Here is a 20,491-nt window from a genome sequence, read left to right on the forward strand (position 1 = left end):
TACATAATTAATAGTTTTAAAAACTTGTTATTTGTTCATAAATTTACCTGAACCGCCTGGATTAGAGCCGGCACCGGGATTTTGTTGTATGTATTGTGATCCAACTTGATTTTGGTTCATTCTTTGATTCTCTTGTCTTTGTTGAGTCTCATTCATTTGGTTTATACGACTTCTTTCTCTGATTTGAGCTCTTGTTCTGGTTTGTTTTGCATCAGTAGAAATTGTAGAGCGCAGTTGATCAATAGCATCAGATCTCTCCTGAGCACTCATAGTTGACAGAGTTGTCTTGAATTCATTCATAAGATCTACTCTTTCTTGACCGGTAGCCGATTGAATAGCTTCTATTTGCTCATCAATAGTAGCAGATATACCGAGTGTTAAAGCTCCAAGCAACATTAAAGTTGCACTTAATTTTAAAGTTTTCATCTTAACTCCTTGTGTTTTGATGGTGTAAGTATCGCATATCAATGTAAGTGTTAAATAAGTGAAGTATTACTTAAGTGTTAGTTTGGATAAATCTAAGGAGAACTCAGATCCTTTGTTTAGCTCACTCTTAACATTTATAATAATACCCAACTCATCACATAATTTTTTAACAATATGCAGACCTATACCTATTCCTCTTTCTTGTTCTTTATAAAACCTATTAAATATTCGTTTTGGGTTTTTTATTCCTTTGCCTATGTCGATAACATACAGAGTATCAGTCTTAGAATTATAGCTTATCTCAACAAAGCCGTGAGACTTGTTGTATTTGGCGGCATTTGTCAAAAGGTTGCTTATTATACGACTTAGAGCATCTTTGTTTGTGAAGAGATATTTGCTTTTTAAAAAGATTTTGAACTTGATATCAGGATAGTTTTTTTCTAGCATGTTTATTTGAGTTTCTACAATACTTTTTAAGTCAAATTTTTCATTTTCCAAGGTGTGATTATGTAAGTATGAGCGGAGGTGCTGTTGCAAGTTTAGTATATTTTCAACGCTCTGCTCAATCCTTTGCATCTTTTTGGATTCCCCCATCTCTTTTTTGAGCATAGAAGTGTTTAGTCTAAGTGATGATAGCGGAGTATTAAAATCATGAAGGATATCTTTAATAAACTCTTGCGTTAGAAGCAGAGCATTTCTAAGAGGGTAAAGTGCATAGATAGAGAAGATAACAGAGAGTATTATAACTATCACTAAAACTGCCAAAAAATCAAAAAGTGCACTTTGTTGGAGTTTTTGAAGTTCTTGGTTATAACTCTTTTGACTAAAAGTGAGAGACATTATATATTTTTGTGAATTTGGGATAGGGTAGTAGCTGCTCAAGCCGTTCATGTCTTTATATAGGGTATATAGTTTTTGACCTCTTGGTGTAACAAAATCTACTTTAAACTGGTCACAGCTCAAGCTAAAACTGCAAACTCGCATCTGAGAAAAGAGTTTTTCATCAAGAGTTTGAATCTCTTTTGTATAATTGAGATAAAAGAGTGTTGCAATCAAAATACCCAAAGAGCTAAAAAAGAGTGTAAAACTTTTGAAAAATGACTCTAATTCTACTCTACTCAATAATATATCCTATAGAACGAAGGTTCTTTATATTTAAGCCTGTTGTCTGCTTTAGTTTTGTAATAGCAACTCTAAGTGCGGCAGGAGATGGTTTTTCTAAACAATCCAACAGTACATCAGCACTAACAACTTGCCCAATATTGTGGATGAAAAGGCTAAATAGCTGCTCTTGCACCTCTCCAAGTGCTATTGTATGACCATCTTTTTTCAGGGTTTTGGTACTAGGGTCGTATTCTAAATTATTATATATAATTTTAGAAGCTTTACGCGAGAGTTTTGCATTTACTCTTATGAGAAGTTCTTCGGGGAAAAACGGTTTTTTAATGTAGTCATCCGCCCCTATTTTAAAAGCATTTGATATAGACTCTAAATCAACCATTGCGCTTATAAATATAGTGGGAGTTTTATCATCAGCATCTCTAAGAGATTTGAGAAGTTCAAGCCCATCAATGTCGGGCACATTAATATCAAAAATATAAAGGTCAAAAATATCATCATAGCTTTCATCGAGCGCTTTAGTACCGCTTGTAACAAGTTTTACGCTGTAACCATTAAGTTCCAAAAGTTCAACTAGCGTCTGACCTAAGAGATTATCGTCTTCTAAAAGTAGTATTCTTTTGCTCATACACAATTATATTGTAAAAGTGTTAGTAAAGTGTTAGCGAGTATTTATCTTAGGGTTCAACAACAACATAATTTTTAATAAAGACAATAGATAGTAGAATAAGTTTAAGTGTAAAAGGAGATGTCATATGAAGAGAATAATAGTACTTATGTTTATGATGACAACTCTATTAATTGCAGGGGAAGCTCAAGAAATCATCAAAAAACTAGATGATAATATGCGGGGTAAAAACATCTACATGCAGATAAGCATGAAAGTAGCTTCACTCTCCCATGAGCGAATCATGAAGATACAAAGCTATTCACAAGGAACTAAAAAAAGTTTTGTAAAAATAACCTACCCTCCAAGAGACAAGGGTATAACTTTTTTAAGCCTTGACAACCAGATGTGGCAGTATGTGCCAAAAATCGAGAGAATCATAAAAATCCCGCCGTCTATGATGCTTCAAAAATGGATGGGAAGCGACATCACAAATGACGACATGGTCAAGCAAAGCTCCATTGTTGAAGACTACAACCCTAAAATTATAAAACGAGAGGGCACCGTGGTAACAATAGAGTTAATCCCAAAAGAAAATGCTGCTGTTGTCTGGGGAAAAATCATAACCAATATAGATACGACAACTTACACATCCAACAAAGATATATTTTACGATGAAGAGGGTAAAGAGGTAAGATATTTTATATATGACAAGGTTAAAAAATTTGGCAAATATTATCTCCCTACTTATTGGAGAGTGCAGTCAAGCGATAAAGAAAACAGATACACCGAGATAATTTTAGAAGAGGTTGAGTATGACAAAGATATCTCTGACATGTACTTTCAAAAAAGCGCACTAAAGAGATTCTCAAGATAAATGGAGGGGGTGAAAAATGTTTAATTTCGCTCTTAAAAATATTTTATTTTACAAGGGTCGTTCTATAACGACTTTCATACTCACCTTTGTATCTGCTATGTTGTTTGTGGTCTTTGTGTCATGGCAGGACGGCTCTCACAACTCTATGCTTGAAAACTCACTTAAAATCTATACAGGTGCTATTGAGATTTATCACAAAGATTATCGTGATGTAGGTGGCAATGAATACTTGATTCGTGATGCTAAAAGCATTACAGATAAACTCTTACATGTAAAAGGCATAGAAGCATTTACAACACGATATGAGACTTATGGTCTGCTTTCATCCAAAGAGCACTCTGGGGCTTCTATGATAGCAGGTATAGAGCCAGATAAAGAGAAGCTTTTAAGTTCAATTGCACAAGCCTTAAGAGAGGGTGAGTTTTTAGATGAAACTAACGGCAATTGTCTCTATATGGGCAGTGGTTTAGTTAAAAAACTGAAACTACATGTAGGCGATGAGGTGAGTTTTGTCGGAGGGGCGAGTGATGACTCTTTTGCGGCAGATATCTTCAAAGTATGCGGAACATTTAAAACAGGTTCGTTTGAGTTTGATTCGAGTGCTTCGTTTGTAAACCGTTCATATTTTGATGAGTTGATGTATGCGAAAAATATGGCTTCATATATAACGATAAAAGTAGAAAATTTAGATGATGTTGATAGAGTCAATAGTGAGATTATAAAAATTTTGGATGATGAAAATTTGGAGTCTTTGACATGGAAGACTTTGATGAAGACTATGGTTGAAGCTATGGAGGTTGACAATATATTTGGATATATCTCTCTATCGCTGTTTTTAGTAGTAATATTTTTTGTGATTATGATATACGGTTTTATAAATGTGAGTTCTCGCATAAAAGAGTTTGGTGTTCTTAAGTGCATAGGTCTCTCAAAACAAAATATATTTTTACTATTGTTTTATGAGATATTTATATTATCATCCGCTGCATTTGTTATAGCGGTGCCGCTAGCCTCGTACATCTGTTACTACTATAGTATAAATCCTATCGTCATAGAGGGCATTGCCGAGATGTACAAAGACTACGGGATTGTCTCAGACGAGATACCTTTTAACTTTGACATGTATACAATTTCTTGGAACATAGGACTTATATATCTTCTTAACTTTTTGAGTATTTTATATCCGTACATGTATATAAATTCTTTTGGACCAATTGAAGCGAGCCGACATGTATAAGCTGATACTCAAGATGGCTTGGAAGAACTCATTTACAAGACCTGCACGCACACTTCTTGTTATAACAATGATAGCAGTCAGCATGAGTATGATGTTGGCAATTCAAGGCTTATACGATGGTATGGTCAAAAATATGGTAGATAAAAACAAAAGAAGTGACAGCGGAGATGTGAGTCTGTATGCAAAAGATTACAGAGTTGAAAAAGATATAAAATATATAATCAAAGATGCTGTAAAAATGAAAGAGGATATAGAGAAGTTAGAAGGTGTTGAAGCTGTTGTTTTAAGAGTTATGGCAGACGGACTGCTATCAACTGCCAGAAAATCATCTTTTGCTTCTGTTTACGGTATAGATTTAAAAGCAGAGGAAGAATTTGGAGAGTTTAGCGGGTTTTTAAAAGAAGGTGAGATTAACCTTGATAAACGAGGTGCTGTTATAGGAATAGAGCTTGCAAAAACACTTAAAGTCGGTATCGGCTCAAAGCTCGTCTTTTCTACCCAAGACACTTTAGGAAACATAAACTCAATTGCTCTAAAAATCAAAGCCATTGTACAAACTACAAATATCTTGCTTGATTCAAATGCAATATTTGTGGATATTGCATTACTTCACAAATTTTTAGGTACTTCGCCTTTAGATGCAACGCAGATTGCAGTGATGGGTGAAGATAAAAACTTAGTAAAGCTTCTCAAGGCTAAATACTCAAATCTTGATGTTAAAAGTTTTTTAGAACTCCAACCTATGATAAAGCAGATGCAGGAGATGATGGTTATATTTAACTCTATTACTTTTTTTATAGTGATGAGTGTTGTTTTTATCGGAATTTTCGGAGTGGTGTATGTTTCTATACTTGATAGGATTCGTGAGTTTGGCATTGTTCTTGGCATTGGGATGCAGTATAAGTACATAAAAGCTCAGATATTTTTAGAGTCTGTAATCGTTGGCTTGCTTGGATACATAAGCGGGGCACTGCTTGGGGCTATACTCTTGGTTTATTTGAGAGATTATGGGCTTGATTTGAGTTCTTTTTCGGATGCTTTAGAGATGTGGGGTTATGAAGCCATCATTACCGGTACTATAAAAGTCTCATACTTTACTACCACCTTTGTGGCAATATTAGCCGCATCTGTTTTAAGTGTGCTGATACCCATAAGAAAGATTAAAAAACTAAACCCAATAGATGTTATAAAGGCCGAGAAATGATTAGATTAGAAAATGTAAATAAGTATTTTTATAAAGATGACCCAAGAGAAGTTCATGCGTTACGCGATATAAACTTACATGTACAAGAGGGGGAGTTTACACTTTTTAACGGACCCTCAGGATGTGGAAAGACAACACTTCTAAATGTTATAGGTGCTCTTGACAGCATAGACAGCGGAAAGATATATCTGGATGATACAGAGATAACAACTTTGAGTGAAGAAGCGCGTACTCAGTTGAGACTGACTCAAATGGGCTTTGTATTTCAGTCTTATAATCTTGTTCCGGTTTTAAGCGTGGAAGAAAATATAGGTTTTATTATGAAGCTTCGAGGTTTTAGTGACAAAGAGATAAGCGAGAGAGTTATGGAAGTTGCATCACTCTTGGAGATAGACAGTAAGCTGAAGCTGCTACCAAATAAACTAAGCGGCGGACAGCAGCAAAGAGTTGCTGTGGCAAGAGCAGTTGCTGCAAAACCAAAAATAATTTTGGCAGATGAGCCCACCGCAAACCTAGACTCTAAAAACTCGCAAATTCTAATAGATATGATGAGAGAACTCAATAAAAAAGAGGGTATGAGCATTTTGTTTGCTTCTCATGATAAGCTTATTATGGATAGTGCTCTGAGAGTTGTAGAGCTTAACGATGGTGCTATAGTAGATGATAATAAACGCTAAAATAGCTCTAGTTGGGATTTTACTAGCAAGTTCTTTATTTGGAGAATATGAATATAAAGTAGAAAATACAAATATCACTATATCTGAGGGTTCAGCCTATCAAAACAAAACCTACATGTATAACTATAATAGACTTAGGTTTCGTGGGGATTATATAGATGATGGCTACTTTGGTACTCTTATCGCTGATGGCGTAAACTACCTCGGACATAACTATATAAAATCAAGCGAGTTTGAGTACTTAAAATCAACACGATCAGATACTCCCTTTACAACTCAATCAAACTTCGAAGATTACGGCGATGGCTCAGTATATGCAAAACTTTACAGGCTTTACGGCGGTTACGAGGACAGATACAACAGAGTTGTAGTAGGTTTGCAGAATATATCGATGGGAGTTGGTCGGATTTGGACACCTACAAACCTCTTTAACCATAAAAATGTTTATGCTCTGGAACCTGACGAGGTTTTTAGTGTTATGGCAGTTTCGTACACAAGACATATAGATGATACCTCACATGTGAGCGTTGTTGTGTCTCAAAAGCGTGACCATAGTTTTAAATATGCGGCTCGTTATAAAACATTTTTAAATTTTGCTGATTTTGCTTTTAACGCGGTAAGTTCAAACGATACAAAAATGATAGGTTATGAGATAGAGGGAAATTTGGCAGATACAGGAGTTTTACTTAGAAGTGAAGGAGCGTTCATAGAAAGCACTTTTAACACACAAGCAGGCGAAGAAAAAGAAGACTTTTTTCAGGGAATCATCGGAGCTGACTATGGGTTTCAAAATGGCGTAACAGCAGTTATTGAAGCACTATATAGTTCTAGAGAATTTTCATATGATGAGATGGCTCTAAACCTTGATTCAGAAATAATGTCTAATTTGACTAGCTCACATTTTTATACGGGGCTTACGCTATCATACAGTTTTAACATCTTTTTAGATGCTTCTTTGCTTTACATAGAAAGCTTTAACGATAAGAACTCCCGTTTTATATCACCCAGTCTTACATATACTCTAAATGATAATAACTCATTTACGCTTGGAGCCATGATACAAAACGGAGATAGTGGCAGTGAATTTGGAGCAGTTGATAATACCTACTATTTTAAGTGGGCATTATCATTTTAGGAAAGGACTAAAACGCTCTGTTTAAAGCACAAAAGAGTGCTTTGATTGAAGCTGTTGCAATGTCGTTATCTGAACCCACACCAAAACAAGATATTGTGTCGGCTGTTTGTATTTCTATGTAAGCAACCGCTTCTGCAGAACTTTTATCTCCAAGAGAGTGCTCTGCATATGAGTTTATGGTAAATTCATTTTGATAATCTTTCATCAATGCTTTTTTACAGGCATCAACAGGACCGTTTCCTTCACCATCTGCCACAATCTCTTCGCCGTTATAGATATATGTCAAAGTACATTTTGACACACCCTTAACAGATGTTAAAGTAAAGTCTACTAAAGATACATGTTCTTTAATATTAAAATAATTCTCTTTAAAAATATCAAATATCTCATCAGCACTTAACTCTATGCCTTTTGCATCACTTACCGCTTGGACTAGCTTACCTACTTCAGGATGCATTGCTTTTGGCAGTTGATAACCAAAGTTGTTGTCCAAGATATAGGCTACTCCGCCTTTTCCAGATTGTGAGTTGATACGGATTATGCTCTCATAAGTTCTTCCAACATCCTCTGGGTCTATAGGTAAATATGGAACTTCCCAGTGGCTCTCAGGAGTATTCTTTCTGTGAGCTAAGCCTTTGTTTATCGCATCTTGATGAGAACCTGAAAATGCAGTATAGACTAGTTCTCCTACATATGGATGACGAGCGTGAGTTACCATCTCTGTGCATCTCTCTACAACTTCTAAAACCTCATTTATATCTGAAAAGTCTAGCTTAGGGTCAACCCCTTGAGTTAACATGTTAAGAGCAAGTGTGATGATGTCAACATTGCCTGTTCTTTCGCCATTACTCAAAAGTGTACCCTCAACTCTATCAGCTCCAGCTAATAATGCCAACTCTGTAGCAGCTATACTTGTCCCACGGTCATTATGAGTATGAGTTGAGATAATCACATTTTCTCTGTTATCCAAATGATTTGCCATCCACTCTATCTGGTCTGCATATACATTTGGCGTAGCCATCTCTACAGTTGCCGGCAGGTTTATGATGACTTTTCTAGTATCGCTTATGCCCCAGCGAGCAGTTACAGCATTTGAAATCTCTGCAGCAAATTCCAGCTCTGTTCCAGTAAAACTCTCAGGTGAATACTCTAAGAAAATCTCTCCGTCATGCTCTTTTTCATACTTTTTAACTAAATCAACACCTTTAAGTGCAAGGGCAATTATCTCTTCTTTGCTTTTTTTAAACACTATTTTTCTTTGAGCAGTAGAAGTTGAGTTGTAAAGATGAACAGTTGCTTTTTTAACACCTTTTAATGACTCAAATGTTTTAGCTATTAGATGTTCTCGTGCTTGGACAAGAACCTGAATAGTTACATCATCAGGAATAAGCTTATCATCAACCAAACGGCGTAAAAAGTCAAATTCTACTGCAGAAGCTGATGGAAATCCAACCTCTATCTCTTTAAACCCGAGCTTAAGTAAGAGTGCAAATAATTCAAGTTTTTTATCCATGTCCATTGGGTTGATAAGTGCTTGATTACCATCGCGTAAATCTACACTACACCACGCAGGAGCTTTTGTTATAGTTTTATTTGGCCAAGTACGATTTGGCAAATCTATTTGTGGATATGGGCGATATTTGCCCGTTTGAATATTCTTCACGAATAATCCTTTTTGACTTGAAAATTTGATAGCACTCTTACATATCTATCATAAATGGAATTATATCAAATTTGTGGTTATATAATGTTTAGCGATTTTGAAGCTATTGTGTTGGGATACGAAGTTTAAAACAAGCGCCTCTGTTTAAATTTTCCACAGAGAGCGAACCGTCGAATTTTTGTGCAATTTGTGTGCTCATATATAGACCGATGCCGGTGCCCTTTCCAATCTCTTTTGTTGTTACCTCGGGCTTAAAAATATCTTTTATAACATTGTTTGGAATACCGCCTGCAGTGTCCTCGATATCTAAGTTTATGTAGCTTTGCTCTTTATAAAAGCTTATATTTATATATCGCTCTTTAATATCTCTTTCGTTAAATGCATCTTTTGCATTATTGATTATATTAAGAACCAAATGCTTGAACTCGTTTTCTATTCCATAAATAATAATTTCTTTATCGCTTTTAATATTTATGTTTATATTGTTTTTCATAAATTCATCATTTACCAAAAGCATAACAGATTGGACACAGCGTTTAATTCCAAAATTTTCTTTAGTCTCTTTTGGTCTGAAAAAATTTCTAAACTCATTAAGCGTTGTAACCATATGCTCGATTTGAGTCTGTGTGTTAAGGGAGAGTTCATCTACATAAGCTTGATCTACATCTCCGGTTCTGAAATCATCAACTAACATGTCAGACATCATAGATAGAGCGTTTAATGGCTGCTTCCATTGATGTGCAACAGCGTCCATCATCTCGCCCATAGCAGCCATTTTTGCCTGCTGTTCATACCGTTTGTAGTTTTTTTTACCGATGTTTACTTCTATTTCAATGCGCTCTTCTAGTTCACGATTTAAACTGTCCAATTCTTTTTGACGAGCATCATATCTCTCTAAAAAAACATCAAGCAGTATATCTAAGTCGGCACGGTGAGTGGAATGAGCACTCTGCCTTACAGCGTCAAGCAACTCTTTGGTATTGAGGTGATAGTACTCACCTTTTGGATTTTTTCGGCGTTTAATTTCTATTGTAGGCTGTGAAAAAGGATTTTTATTCATAATATATTATTATATCGAAGTTGCGTAAGAATTTTATAAGAAGTTTAAATATTTTTTGATTTTTGTGAGAAAAAGCGAGCAGAAGCTCACTTTTTCATGGCTAGCATTGATAAGTTGTTTTAAACTCATAGGCAGTTGGACGACCTTCATCTGGCCATACATCACGCGCAAATCTATAGTGTTGGTAAGCGTTAATAAACTCTTTTGTAAACACAGGCTGCAAAAACTCATTGTCACGAATAAGAGCTTCTAGCGAACCACGAAGCGTATGAGGCATTTGAGGGATTTTTTTCTCGCGAATCTCATCAAGAGAAAGCTCAAATAAATCTTCATCCATTGGACCAATAGGAATATCTTTATTTTGAATACCATCAAGACCAGCCATCATCATTACAGCAAATGCAAGGTAAGGACAAGCAGTAGAATCCGGGAAACGCATCTCTACACGAGTAGCCATTTCGCCCGCACCGTAAGGGATACGACAAGCAGCTGAACGATTTTGAGAAGAGTAAGTCAAAATGCTTGGAGCTTCAAAACCAGGGATAAGTCTTTTGTATGAGTTAGTTGAAGGGTTAGTAAACGCTGCAACTGCACGAGCATGTTTAAAGATACCGGCTGTATAGTTAAGTGCCATTTCAGAAAGGTTAGCATAATTTCCTTCTTGATAGAAAAGGTTTTTACCGTCTTTCCATAATGATTGGTGAACATGCATACCGTTACCATTGTCGCCATAAAGAGGTTTTGGCATAAATGTAGCAGTTTTACCATTTAAGTGAGCTACCATCTTAATTACATATTTGTATTTTTGAACATTATCAGCAGCACCGATTATGTCAGAGAAAACTATACCAATTTCGTGTTGACCTTGAGCAACTTCGTGGTGACCAAGAACAACTTCAAGACCAACTTGCTCTAAAACCTGCATCATCTCAGCACGGATATCTACAGCAGAATCAGTTGGTGCAACTGGGAAGTAACCACCTTTTGTTCCAGGTCTGTGACCTGTATTGTACATATCTGGATATGGATTATTTGAATTCCACTCACCCTCTTCAGTATCAACTTTATAACCAGATTCATTGATATTATCAACAAAAGTTACAGAGTCAAACATAAAAAACTCATTTTCCGGACCAAAGTATGCAGTGTCTGCTATTCCTAATGATTCTGCATGTTTAAGTGCAGCTTTTGCAATTGAACGAGGACATCTCTCATAAGCTTGTTTTTTATAAATATCGTAAACATCACAAAATACGATTATTGTTGGGTCTGCAGTAAATGGGTCTAAAAAAGCAGTAGCTATATCAGGCTTAAGCAGCATATCAGATTTATTTATTGGCTGCCATGCTTCAACCGAAGAACCATCAAAAGGCAATCCATTTTCTAATTGAGCAGTACTAACAGCACTCATTCTATAGCTGATATGATGCCATGTACCTTTAATGTCTGTAAATCTAAAGTCTACAAATCCAACATCATTTTCTTCACAAAAAGCAAAAAACTCTTCTGTATTATTAACAAATTTTCCCATTCATTTCTCCTGAATTTAATCTTTTGTTAGTATATCTGATTTCAACTCAATAAAGTAATAATCAATGATTAAAAATTAATCAATTATTATGTTGTTTCATATAGTTATACAGATTTTGCGGTGTCATATATAGAATATATTATTTTATTTAAATGGCTGAGATTTTAGTTTTTAAATCATTTTAGCTAAGATTGAGATATAATTTAATCTATTAAATTTGGAGGGTATATGGTTTACGATTTTTGGAAAGATTATGAAGAATTACTCTCTTATGAACAAGCATCTCTATTGGATTATCGATTAGATAATATAGCTATTAAATTAAACGAGTTTTTTCAAAGAATGATCATAACAAATGTGAAAAAAAGATATATTAAGATTTTTCTTGCAGGTTCTTGTTTAAAAGCTGACTCATTTAGAGATTTGGATATGTTTTTTCCCTCCAATGAAGATAGAGAACTTTTAAATAGTGCTATGAATCAAGATTTTTTTGAATATGAGAACAACTCATATACATACAAATATAAAAATGATATATATCAGCTTGTTTTTCGAGAGAGGTTTGAAAATGCCACTTTAAAAGAGCTTGTGGACGGGTTTGATTTTGATTCGACAAAGATAGCTTTTGAATGTAAGTATGATACAAAAAAGAGACTTTTTAGTATCATGAAGTGTGATATGAGAATGGAGTTTATAAACTATATCAATACTAGAATTAATCATCTCACAAGAGTTAGTGTAAATCCATTTGTATCACTACAGCGAGCTATTTATTTTTTGAAGCGCGGTGATGATGTTCCTTATGAGGTTTTTCTTCAGGTTTGCTCAAGTATTGCGGATTTGAAAGTAGAAAATGACAAAGACATATCTAAACATTTTAAAAATCTACAGGGAAATCCAAACAAATTGAGCAATATAAAAGATGCAATTGCGCATTATATTGATGACCAAAAAGACAACAATAATTAATAAATGAACTGTAATCGATATTATATTTATTTATGGGAGCAGAGCACGACGCTACTACAGCGTTTTGTTGACAAATTGTAATAAATCATATATAATGATTATAATTTATTACTATTTGTTAAGTGATAAGTGAATTAACTTAAGGAGCTGCCTATGGCAAAAGTTTTAAAGAAAAAAGTTGTAAAAAAAGTGGCTAAAAAAGCTGTTAAAAAAGCAGTAGCTAAAAAAGCAATAGATAAAAAAGCTGCAAAGAAAGTAACTAAGAAAATCGTTAAAGTTGCTAAAAAGAAAAAACCGACAGCTAAAAAAGATGTTAAAAAAGTGGCTAAAAAAGTAGTAAAAAAAGCTGCGTCTAAAAAAGCTGTAAAAAAACCAACTAAGAAATAATTTCTTAGTTCATTCGGGGGATTAGCTATAAACGCTAATCTCCCCACCTTCGTTAGCATACATCATTAAGTTTGCTATGTTTACACTTCTATCACATGAACGCTCAAGTTTACGAAGAGTTCCTAGAACTTTTACATACTCTATAGAAAGCTCTTTTTCCCCTATTATTTGGTTCAATATATCTTTTTCAAGAACTGAAAACAGATCGTCATTCATGCTCTCTTCAACAACAACTTTGCGATAGTTGTCTTCAAAATTACACTTATCATTTTGATTAAAGCACTCTAGGATATATTTTAGAGCATTAATTGTACTTTTATGAAGAAGTATGATGCTTGGTTTTAAAGGTGACAAATCACAGCCACTTTGTTCATGTTCTTTCATTCGACGAGAATACTTTTTTACTCCCTCACCAATAAGAACAATCTCATTAGTCATCTTAAGGTAAGCCACTAAAAAGCGAAGTTCTTTCGCCTCAGGACCAAAAAGGGCAAAAGTTTTGATAATCTCATTATCAATAGCATCACCTTGCGCACCTATCTTGCTAAGGTTAGTTTGAACCTCTTTGTATTTTGCTTCATCACTATTTTTACAAGCCTCTAAAGACATCTCATTAGCAGTTGTTATAGTTTGTAATAGTGAACGAATTTTTTCTCTTATTTCATCAATTTTGTTATCGTATTTTGTTGACATGTCAACTCCTTTTATTATTTTTATTAACCAAACTTACCGGTTATGTACTCTTCTGTCAGCTTCTCTTTTGGTGTTACAAAAAGCTCCTCTGTTTTACCTAACTCTATAAGTTCACCAAGATACATAAAGCCTGTATAGTCACTTACTCTTGCGGCTTGTTGCATATTGTGTGTAACTATAATAATAGAGACTTTTTCTCTCAGTTCAACTATAAGCTCTTCAATCCCAGAAGTTGAGATAGGGTCAAGCGCAGAAGTCGGCTCATCAAAGAGTAAAACTTCAGGCTCAACAGCAACTGCGCGGGCAATACAAAGCCTTTGTTGTTGTCCACCTGAAAGACCATTTGCATCATGCTTGAGCCTATCTTTGACTTCCTTCCAAATAGCAGCATCTTGAAGTGCTTTTTCAACTCTGTCTTGAAGTTCTGTTTTGTTTTTCATACCTTGCAGCCTTAATCCATAAGCAACATTATCAAATATACTCATTGGAAAGGCTGTAGGTTTTTGAAAGATCATACCTATTTGTATTCTCAGTTTAATCAAATCTTCTTCTTTAGCCAAAATATTTCTATCTTTAAATAGAATCTCTCCAGAATACTCATTCCCCAGATAGAGGTCATGCATACGGTTAAAACTCCTAAGTAAAGTTGTCTTACCGCATCCTGATGGACCGATAAGAGCCGTTATAGAGTTTTTTGCGACGGGCATAGTTAGTTTTTGTATGCTTGGTGCATCTGCACTTGCGTAAGTAAACTCAAAGTCTTTTACTTCAAGTGCTTTTTCCTCTGTTATATCAACAATTGTTGCCATTATTTGCCTTTCTTCTTTAGTAAAAATAATCTACCGATTATATTTAGAGATAAAATAAACATACTCAGTATAAATGCTGCAGCCCAGCCAAGTTTTTGCCAATCTTCATAAGGGCTTGTCGCATAGTTGTACATAGTAACCGTTAGTGAAGCCATTGGCTCCATCATGTCTGTGTTTAAAAAATTGTCATTAAATGATGTAAAAAGAAGAGGTGCTGTCTCTCCTGCCACACGAGCAACTCCCAGTAAAACTCCTGTTAGTATCCCGGATTTTGCTCCACGATAAACAACTTGGATAATGACCTTGTACTTTGGAGCGCCTAAAGCAAAAGCAGCTTCACGGAGTGTTGATGGAACAAGTTGCAACATGTCATCCGTAGTTCTTAATATAATAGGCAGCATTATAATAGTCAGCGCAACAGAACCGGCCCAGCCGCTAAAGTGTCCCATAGGTGCAACAACGATTGCGTAAACAAAAGCGCCGATAACAATACTAGGTGCTGACATCATGATGTCAGAAATATCACGAATAGTCTCAGCAAGTTTTGCTTTTTGACCATACTCACTAAGGTATGTCCCGGCAAGTATTCCAAGAGGAACACCAAACAGAGTTGCTACGCCTACAATCATAAATTGACCGATTAGTGCATGTTTTAGTCCACTGTTTTCATATCCTGGAGGAGCACCTTCCTCAGTAAAAATACTCATACTAAGAGCATCCACGCCATTTATAACTAAAACACCTAATATCCAGATTAAAAAACCTATACCTACCACCGCTGAGATAGTTGAGAGAATCATAACGATCCTGCTCATGATTATTCTTTTTTGAGTATGAGTCATTATACTGCCCTTTTTCTTCGCAAAAAGTAGAATTTAGCAACAGAGATAATTGTAAAGCTGATTACTAATAGAAGCAATGAGAGTTCAAATAGAGATGAGTAATAAAGTCCTGAATCCGCTTCTGTAAATTCATTTGCAAGTGTTACCGGTATAGAAGTAGCAGGTGCAGTTAAATCTGTTGTAATCTTATGAACATTACCCATAACAAAAGTAACAGCCATGGTTTCACCTATTGCACGACCAAGAGCTAAGATAAATGAACCTATTATTCCGGCTTTTGCGTAAGGAATAATAATATCTTTTATAACATCCCATTTTGTACCGCCAAGAGCATAAGCGGACTCTTTAAGTATATCTGGAGTTGTATTCATCGCATCACGAGTTACTGCAGCCATAAAAGGTAAAATCATGATTGATAGAACAATACCGGCAGTAAGCATACTGATGCCAATACCGCCAAAGGTGTCACGGATAATAGGAACGAAGTAAAAAAGTCCCCACATACCGTATATTACAGATGGAATGGCTGCTAAAAGTTCTATGGAAACACCAACTGGAGCCTTTAACTTTTGATGTGCGATTTCACTCAAAAAGATTGCGACACCAATTGCTAGCGGAACTGCTAATATCATTGCAAGAAAAGTTGATACAACAGAGCCGTAGATTGCAGGAAGTGCTCCAAATTTTTCTAAGTTTGGAGCCCATTTTGTTTCACGGATAAAGTCAAACCCAAAAGCTTCTAATGATTCCATGGAGTGTTGAAATAGAGTTGCAAAAATCCAAGCAACTAAGAGTAGTATAGAAATTGCCACAAATTTACTGAAATTTGCGAAGAGTTTATCTATAAAATTATCCATAATTGCCTCCTTAAGTTTTTAAAGTTTGAAACTTTATAAAAATTTGGTTACAAATAGGTTACTATAATAAAAGCATTGAAGATATTATAAAGATGAGTGTTTGTATACTATAAGCAGGAGGAAGATTATGAAAGAAGAAAAAAGAAAAAGTAAAGAAGACAGAAGAAAGTTAGACAAAGAACGAAGAAAAAGTAAAGACGGGAAGATAAGAGTTTGGAAAAAATTAGAAACGATAGCTTACGAAGAAGAGTTGCAAAAGCTTCAAGTTGAGCTTCTTAAATTTCAAAATCATGTTAAAGAGACTGGGCTTAGAGTTTTGATGATTTTTGAAGGACGGGATGCCGGGGGCAAAGGCGGCACGATAAAGAGGATTACCGAGCATCTAAATCCAAGAGGTGCTAGGGTGGTGGCACTTGAAAAACCAAGTGATATGGAGAGGTCACAATGGTACTTTCAAAGATATGTAGAACATTTGCCAAGTGCCGGTGAAATTGTACTCTTTGACAGAAGCTGGTATAACAGAGCAATGGTAGAACCGGTTATGGGTTTTTGTACAGAGAGAGAGCACCATAAATTTTTAAAAGATGCTCCTGAATTTGAGAAAATGATAGTAGATGAAGATATAAAAATATTTAAATTTTATTTTTCAGTATCAAAGAAAGAACAGGCAAAAAGATTTGAAGCGAGGGAAACAGACCCATTAAAACAGTATAAACTCTCAACAGTAGATAAAGAATCACAAAGACTTTGGAATGAATACTCCTTAGCTAAATTTATGATGTTGAGTGCTACACATACGGAAGTTGCTCCATGGACCATTGTTAAAGCTGATGACAAGAAAAAAGCAAGATTAAATACAATAAAACATATTTTAAATTTTGTAGAATATCCGAACAAAATTGCTGAGAGTGAAATAGCTGTAGATAAAAAAGTGATAATATTTGGGCGAGATGAAGCTATAAGCATGGAAAAGAAATTCAAGTTTTCGCTTAAATAATTTTGTAATCAGACTGTAACATTTTAAATTTATAATTTCGCATCTTAAAAAATAAAAGGTACGAAAATGTTAAAAAAACTAGCTTTAGTTGCACTTGTTACAGCTGCATCAGTAAGTTCTGCATTCGCAGCAGATAAAATTAATGGTGCAGGTGCATCTTTTCCAGCTCCTTTATATTATGATTGGGCATATAACTATAAAAAAGAGACTAAAAATCGTGTTAACTATCAGTCAATAGGTTCAGGTGGTGGTATCAAACAAATCACTAAGCGTGTTGTAGATTTTGGTGCGTCTGACAAGCCTCTTAACTCTAAAAAATTAGCAGAGGCGAAACTCTTTCAGTTTCCTGCGGTAATCGGTTCAATCGTTATTGCATTTAATGTTGATGGCATTGCTGATGAGACTTTAAAACTTTCTAATGAAGTTGTTGCAGATATTTTTGCTGGAAAAATCACAAAATGGAATGATGCAAAGATTGCAGCTGACAATAGCGGTATAAGTCTTCCAAATCAAAAAATTATTGTTGTTCACCGTTCAGACGGAAGCGGTACTACATATAACTTTACTTACTACCTAAGCGGAAGTTCTAAAAACTGGAAAGATAATTTTGGTACCGGTAAAGCAATAGACTGGGCTGTTGGTATTGGTGGAAAAGGTAACGAGGGTGTTGCTAACTTAGTTAAGCAGACTCCTTACTCTATCGGTTACATCGAAAATGCATATAAAGAGAAAAACAATCTTTCAGCTGCTGTACTTAAAACTGCAAACGGTAAATGGGTTGTTGCAAATGAAGAAAACTTCAAAGCTGCTGCAAAATATGCAAGCTGGACAAAAGAAGATAATTTTTATGCAATGTTAGCATTACAGCCAGGTGATACTTCTTACCCGATTGTTGCAGCAACTTTCATTTTGCTTCCAACTGAAAAAACTGAGACTAATAAGAAATCAATCGCATTTTATGATTACGCTTTTAAAAATGGTGATGCTTCGTGCAAAAAGCTAGGTTATATTCCACTTCCAGAGGCAACTAAAAAAATGATTAGAGAGTATTGGGCAACTAATATAAAATAGTCACTTTATATAAATGACTCAGTATTTTAAGGTAAACAAACTTGTGTTTTGTAATAATTATGTAACCTAAGTATTTTATACTTCACTCAACAAAAAAAGGGAATAAGAGAATGAAAAAAATCGTTTTATCAACTATCGCAGCTTTAGCAGTTGCAACAACTAGTTTAAGTGCTACACAATTTTATCAAGATAAAAATGGTCAGGTTTTTACAACAGCCGCTGAAGGACGAGTAGCTATTGATTTAGAAGAAGCAGCTAAAGTTCTTAACTCAGTAGAAGAACCAAAGGAAAAAATTCTTGGTGGATTTTTTGATAGATTTCATGCAAAAGGTGATCTTAGATTAAGACAAGAGACAATAGAAAAAGAGGGCAGTGCTGATGTAAACCGTGAAAGATATAGGTTTAGATACTCTTTAGATGTTGATGTTACTGATAATATTACACTAGAAACAGGTATCTCGAGTGGTAAATATAATCCGACATCAGGAAATGTAAGCTTTAAATCTGGTGAAAATATTCAAGAATACTTTATTGATGAACTTAAAATCGATATACTTGATATTAAATACGCGCTTGAGAACTCATGGATTAGAGTTGGTAAGCAAAAACACAACATCTATAGACCTAATAAAACACAGCTTGTATGGGATAATGATATCCGTTTAGAAGGTGTGAACTACGGCTATGAAGATGAGAACACTATGATTAGAGTCGGTGCTAACAGAGTGCATAGAGAAAAAGACAACAGAGATGGCGGTAATATCAATATTTTCCTAGCTCAGTATGTTCATACTCAAAAACTTGAGGATGCTAAGTTAAACTTGGGTGCTGCATACTACCATTATGATAATGTTAAAGGTAACACTGACCCATATGGAAGTTTTAAAGGTAACACAAGCGAAGTAGTAAATGGTGTTACCGTATATAAAGAAGATTATGGAATTGTGGAAGCTTTTGCAGAGTTAAAAGTTAAAGATTTAGTAATGGGAATGCCATTTAAAACATCGTTGAGTTTAGCGTATAATGCACAAGCAAGTGATGATAATTTTGGATATGATATAAGCGCAGAACTTGCTATGACTAAGAAGTGGAAGGCGGCTGCTACTTATAGAGATGTTGAAAAAGATGCAGTGTTTGGAGCACATAACGACTCTGACTTTAGTGGCGGTGGAACAGATAGTAATGGTTACTATGTTAAAACAAAATATGCATTCGCTAAAAATGTAGATGTTGCTGGATGGTGGAACTGGAGTGAACTAGGTGATACTGGATTAGATTACCACCGTGTACAACTGGATGTTATCCTTAAGTTCTAATACTTTTAAGGCCTCTCCTGGCCTTGTCTGTTCTTACATGTAGAAATATAAATTTCATTTTCTCCTAAAAATAAAACTTTACCCCATAAAGTCAATATTTCTACATGTTAAAATAAATCTATTCAAATTGAAGTTTTAAAATCTTATTTATCATGACATCCAATACACAAAGAACTGCCGGTGTTGCCATTTCTAAGGTATGTATTATACGGTGTTTCATGTGGATCGTGACAACTAGTGCATTGCACTTTTCCATCTTTTAATAAATCAGATACAAGAACAGCTCCAAAAAAATCTGTAAGTGGTTCATTCAATGGTTTTAGGCTTGCTTTTCCCGGAATGTATTCTATTGAAATTGGATGATCATCTGTTAAATCTCCATTTAAACCAATAGATTTATATGCAACTTCAGGCATCGTGGTGGAGAGCGGAGGGTTTGTTCCTATGTAAGAACCTAAAGCATTATAATTTCCTGAACCAGGAGCATTAATAACACTATTCATAGCACTTACACCGTCATGACAGCTCAAGCATGCCATACTAGAACCACTTGGCACTGCATCAGTGCTGGTATTGGCAATTGTTGTACCGCTTGTGCTTTCGCTTGTTGCTCCATACATCGTAAATGTTGTGGAAGCTGTTGGTTTATTCCAAAGTGGTGCAGGAGAAAGATCGGAATTTCCACCATGCGGGGTATGACAATATACACAAGTCTCACCATTGTCAGTAGTAGTATCACTAGAGCTTGTAATATCAGCATGAGGTCCACTTAAAGCAAAAAGTTCAATAGTGAAATAAAAAATTAATACAAAGATATAAAGTAGTTTTTTAATCATGGTTTGCACCTTAAAGTAAGTTATCATAATAATAGCATAATATTTTAATTTTTAACAGTAAAAAATATCAATGTGATAATAATGTGATATTTTTCCTCTCTTTGAATTGATTTTGTGGATAATTGCTAAGTAATATTTCTACATGTAGTTTAATTTTTTCTTCTAAAATGAAACATAA

General features: G+C 35.0%; 21 protein-coding genes. 10 read left to right on the forward strand and 11 right to left on the reverse strand.

Features of this window, described 5'->3' with window-relative positions:
• Positions 1-27 precede the first annotated feature (27 nt).
• From OQK60_RS07330 to OQK60_RS07340, 3 genes are all read right to left on the reverse strand, one after another.
• Complete coding sequence (locus OQK60_RS07330) at positions 28-426, reverse strand: hypothetical protein (protein ID WP_297685577.1); 399 nt, start codon at positions 424-426, stop codon at positions 28-30.
• Positions 427-492: 66 nt separating this feature from the next.
• Entirely contained in the window at positions 493-1,548 is a 1,056-nt protein-coding gene (locus OQK60_RS07335; protein ID WP_297685579.1) for a HAMP domain-containing sensor histidine kinase, read from the reverse strand.
• Positions 1,541-2,173, reverse strand: coding sequence for a response regulator transcription factor (locus tag OQK60_RS07340; protein ID WP_297685581.1), 633 nt, complete (start codon positions 2,171-2,173; stop codon positions 1,541-1,543). Before OQK60_RS07340 ends, OQK60_RS07335 begins: the two co-directional genes overlap by 8 nt.
• 127 nt (positions 2,174-2,300) lie before the next feature.
• On the opposite strand from OQK60_RS07340, the gene OQK60_RS07345 reads away from it, so the two are divergent.
• Genes OQK60_RS07345 through OQK60_RS07365 form a run of 5 tightly spaced genes read left to right on the forward strand, consistent with a single transcriptional unit; the run spans position 2,301 to position 7,282 of the window.
• Complete coding sequence (locus OQK60_RS07345; RefSeq protein WP_297685584.1) at positions 2,301-3,029, forward strand: outer membrane lipoprotein-sorting protein; 729 nt, start codon at positions 2,301-2,303, stop codon at positions 3,027-3,029.
• 16 nt (positions 3,030-3,045) lie between these two features.
• Positions 3,046-4,266 carry an FtsX-like permease family protein gene (locus OQK60_RS07350; protein WP_297685586.1) on the forward strand — a complete coding sequence of 407 codons (1,221 nt, stop codon included), beginning with the start codon at positions 3,046-3,048 and terminating at the stop codon, positions 4,264-4,266.
• Positions 4,259-5,470 (forward strand): FtsX-like permease family protein, encoded by a 1,212-nt coding sequence (locus tag OQK60_RS07355; RefSeq protein ID WP_297685588.1) that lies wholly within the window; start codon positions 4,259-4,261, stop codon positions 5,468-5,470. The genes OQK60_RS07350 and OQK60_RS07355 overlap by 8 nt, the downstream gene beginning before the upstream one ends.
• Positions 5,467-6,147 (forward strand): ABC transporter ATP-binding protein, encoded by a 681-nt coding sequence (locus OQK60_RS07360; RefSeq protein ID WP_297685590.1) that lies wholly within the window; start codon positions 5,467-5,469, stop codon positions 6,145-6,147. The genes OQK60_RS07355 and OQK60_RS07360 overlap by 4 nt, the downstream gene beginning before the upstream one ends.
• Positions 6,131-7,282 (forward strand): hypothetical protein, encoded by a 1,152-nt coding sequence (locus OQK60_RS07365; protein ID WP_297685592.1) that lies wholly within the window; start codon positions 6,131-6,133, stop codon positions 7,280-7,282. Before OQK60_RS07360 ends, OQK60_RS07365 begins: the two co-directional genes overlap by 17 nt.
• Positions 7,283-7,289: 7 nt before the next feature.
• Here the strand turns inward: OQK60_RS07365 and leuA are convergent, their stop codons facing one another.
• The 3 genes from leuA to glnA all read right to left on the reverse strand — a co-directional run bounded on the left by leuA (position 7,290) and on the right by glnA (position 11,536).
• On the reverse strand, positions 7,290-8,945 hold the full coding sequence (gene leuA / locus OQK60_RS07370) for a 2-isopropylmalate synthase (RefSeq protein ID WP_297685594.1): 1,656 nt from the start codon (positions 8,943-8,945) through the stop codon (positions 7,290-7,292).
• 103 nt (positions 8,946-9,048) lie between these two features.
• A complete protein-coding gene (locus OQK60_RS07375) occupies positions 9,049-10,005 on the reverse strand; it encodes a HAMP domain-containing sensor histidine kinase (protein ID WP_297685596.1) in 957 nt (318 codons plus the stop codon).
• A gap of 100 nt (positions 10,006-10,105) precedes the next feature.
• Positions 10,106-11,536, reverse strand: a complete 1,431-nt coding sequence (gene glnA / locus OQK60_RS07380; RefSeq protein ID WP_297685598.1) for a type I glutamate--ammonia ligase — start codon at positions 11,534-11,536, stop codon at positions 10,106-10,108.
• Positions 11,537-11,764: 228 nt separating this feature from the next.
• Between glnA and OQK60_RS07385 the strand changes: the two genes are divergently transcribed.
• Both OQK60_RS07385 and OQK60_RS07390 read left to right on the forward strand, forming a co-directional pair.
• Positions 11,765-12,505 (forward strand): hypothetical protein, encoded by a 741-nt coding sequence (locus OQK60_RS07385; RefSeq protein ID WP_297685600.1) that lies wholly within the window; start codon positions 11,765-11,767, stop codon positions 12,503-12,505.
• Positions 12,506-12,658: 153 nt separating this feature from the next.
• The gene (locus OQK60_RS07390; protein ID WP_297685602.1) at positions 12,659-12,892 is read left to right on the forward strand and encodes a hypothetical protein; all 234 of its coding nucleotides are present in this window, start codon (positions 12,659-12,661) and stop codon (positions 12,890-12,892) included.
• A gap of 21 nt (positions 12,893-12,913) precedes the next feature.
• Here OQK60_RS07390 and OQK60_RS07395 read toward each other — a convergent pair whose 3' ends face one another.
• From OQK60_RS07395 to pstC, 4 genes are read right to left on the reverse strand one after another with little or no spacing between them, the layout of a single operon-like run.
• On the reverse strand, positions 12,914-13,585 hold the full coding sequence (locus OQK60_RS07395; protein WP_297685604.1) for a phosphate uptake regulator PhoU: 672 nt from the start codon (positions 13,583-13,585) through the stop codon (positions 12,914-12,916).
• Positions 13,586-13,608: 23 nt separating this feature from the next.
• A complete protein-coding gene (pstB, locus tag OQK60_RS07400) occupies positions 13,609-14,394 on the reverse strand; it encodes a phosphate ABC transporter ATP-binding protein PstB (protein WP_297685606.1) in 786 nt (261 codons plus the stop codon).
• Complete coding sequence (gene pstA / locus OQK60_RS07405) at positions 14,394-15,236, reverse strand: phosphate ABC transporter permease PstA (protein ID WP_297685608.1); 843 nt, start codon at positions 15,234-15,236, stop codon at positions 14,394-14,396. The genes pstB and pstA overlap by 1 nt, the downstream gene beginning before the upstream one ends.
• Positions 15,236-16,093: a phosphate ABC transporter permease subunit PstC gene (pstC, locus tag OQK60_RS07410; protein WP_297685610.1), complete on the reverse strand. Its 858-nt coding sequence runs from the start codon at positions 16,091-16,093 to the stop codon at positions 15,236-15,238. The genes pstA and pstC overlap by 1 nt, the downstream gene beginning before the upstream one ends.
• A gap of 127 nt (positions 16,094-16,220) precedes the next feature.
• Here pstC and ppk2 point away from each other — a divergent pair, with 127 nt between their 5' ends.
• From ppk2 to OQK60_RS07425, 3 genes are all read left to right on the forward strand, one after another.
• Positions 16,221-17,090, forward strand: coding sequence for a polyphosphate kinase 2 (ppk2, locus tag OQK60_RS07415; RefSeq protein WP_297685612.1), 870 nt, complete (start codon positions 16,221-16,223; stop codon positions 17,088-17,090).
• Positions 17,091-17,156: 66 nt separating this feature from the next.
• A complete protein-coding gene (gene pstS / locus OQK60_RS07420) occupies positions 17,157-18,161 on the forward strand; it encodes a phosphate ABC transporter substrate-binding protein PstS (protein WP_297685613.1) in 1,005 nt (334 codons plus the stop codon).
• A 110-nt stretch (positions 18,162-18,271) separates the two neighbouring features.
• Complete coding sequence (locus tag OQK60_RS07425; protein WP_297685615.1) at positions 18,272-19,477, forward strand: putative porin; 1,206 nt, start codon at positions 18,272-18,274, stop codon at positions 19,475-19,477.
• A gap of 143 nt (positions 19,478-19,620) precedes the next feature.
• Here OQK60_RS07425 and OQK60_RS07430 read toward each other — a convergent pair whose 3' ends face one another.
• Complete coding sequence (locus OQK60_RS07430; protein WP_297685617.1) at positions 19,621-20,313, reverse strand: cytochrome c3 family protein; 693 nt, start codon at positions 20,311-20,313, stop codon at positions 19,621-19,623.
• Positions 20,314-20,491: the final 178 nt, after the last annotated feature.

Source organism: Sulfurimonas sp., from assembly GCF_026196735.1.
Classification (GTDB): domain Bacteria; phylum Campylobacterota; class Campylobacteria; order Campylobacterales; family Sulfurimonadaceae; genus Sulfurimonas.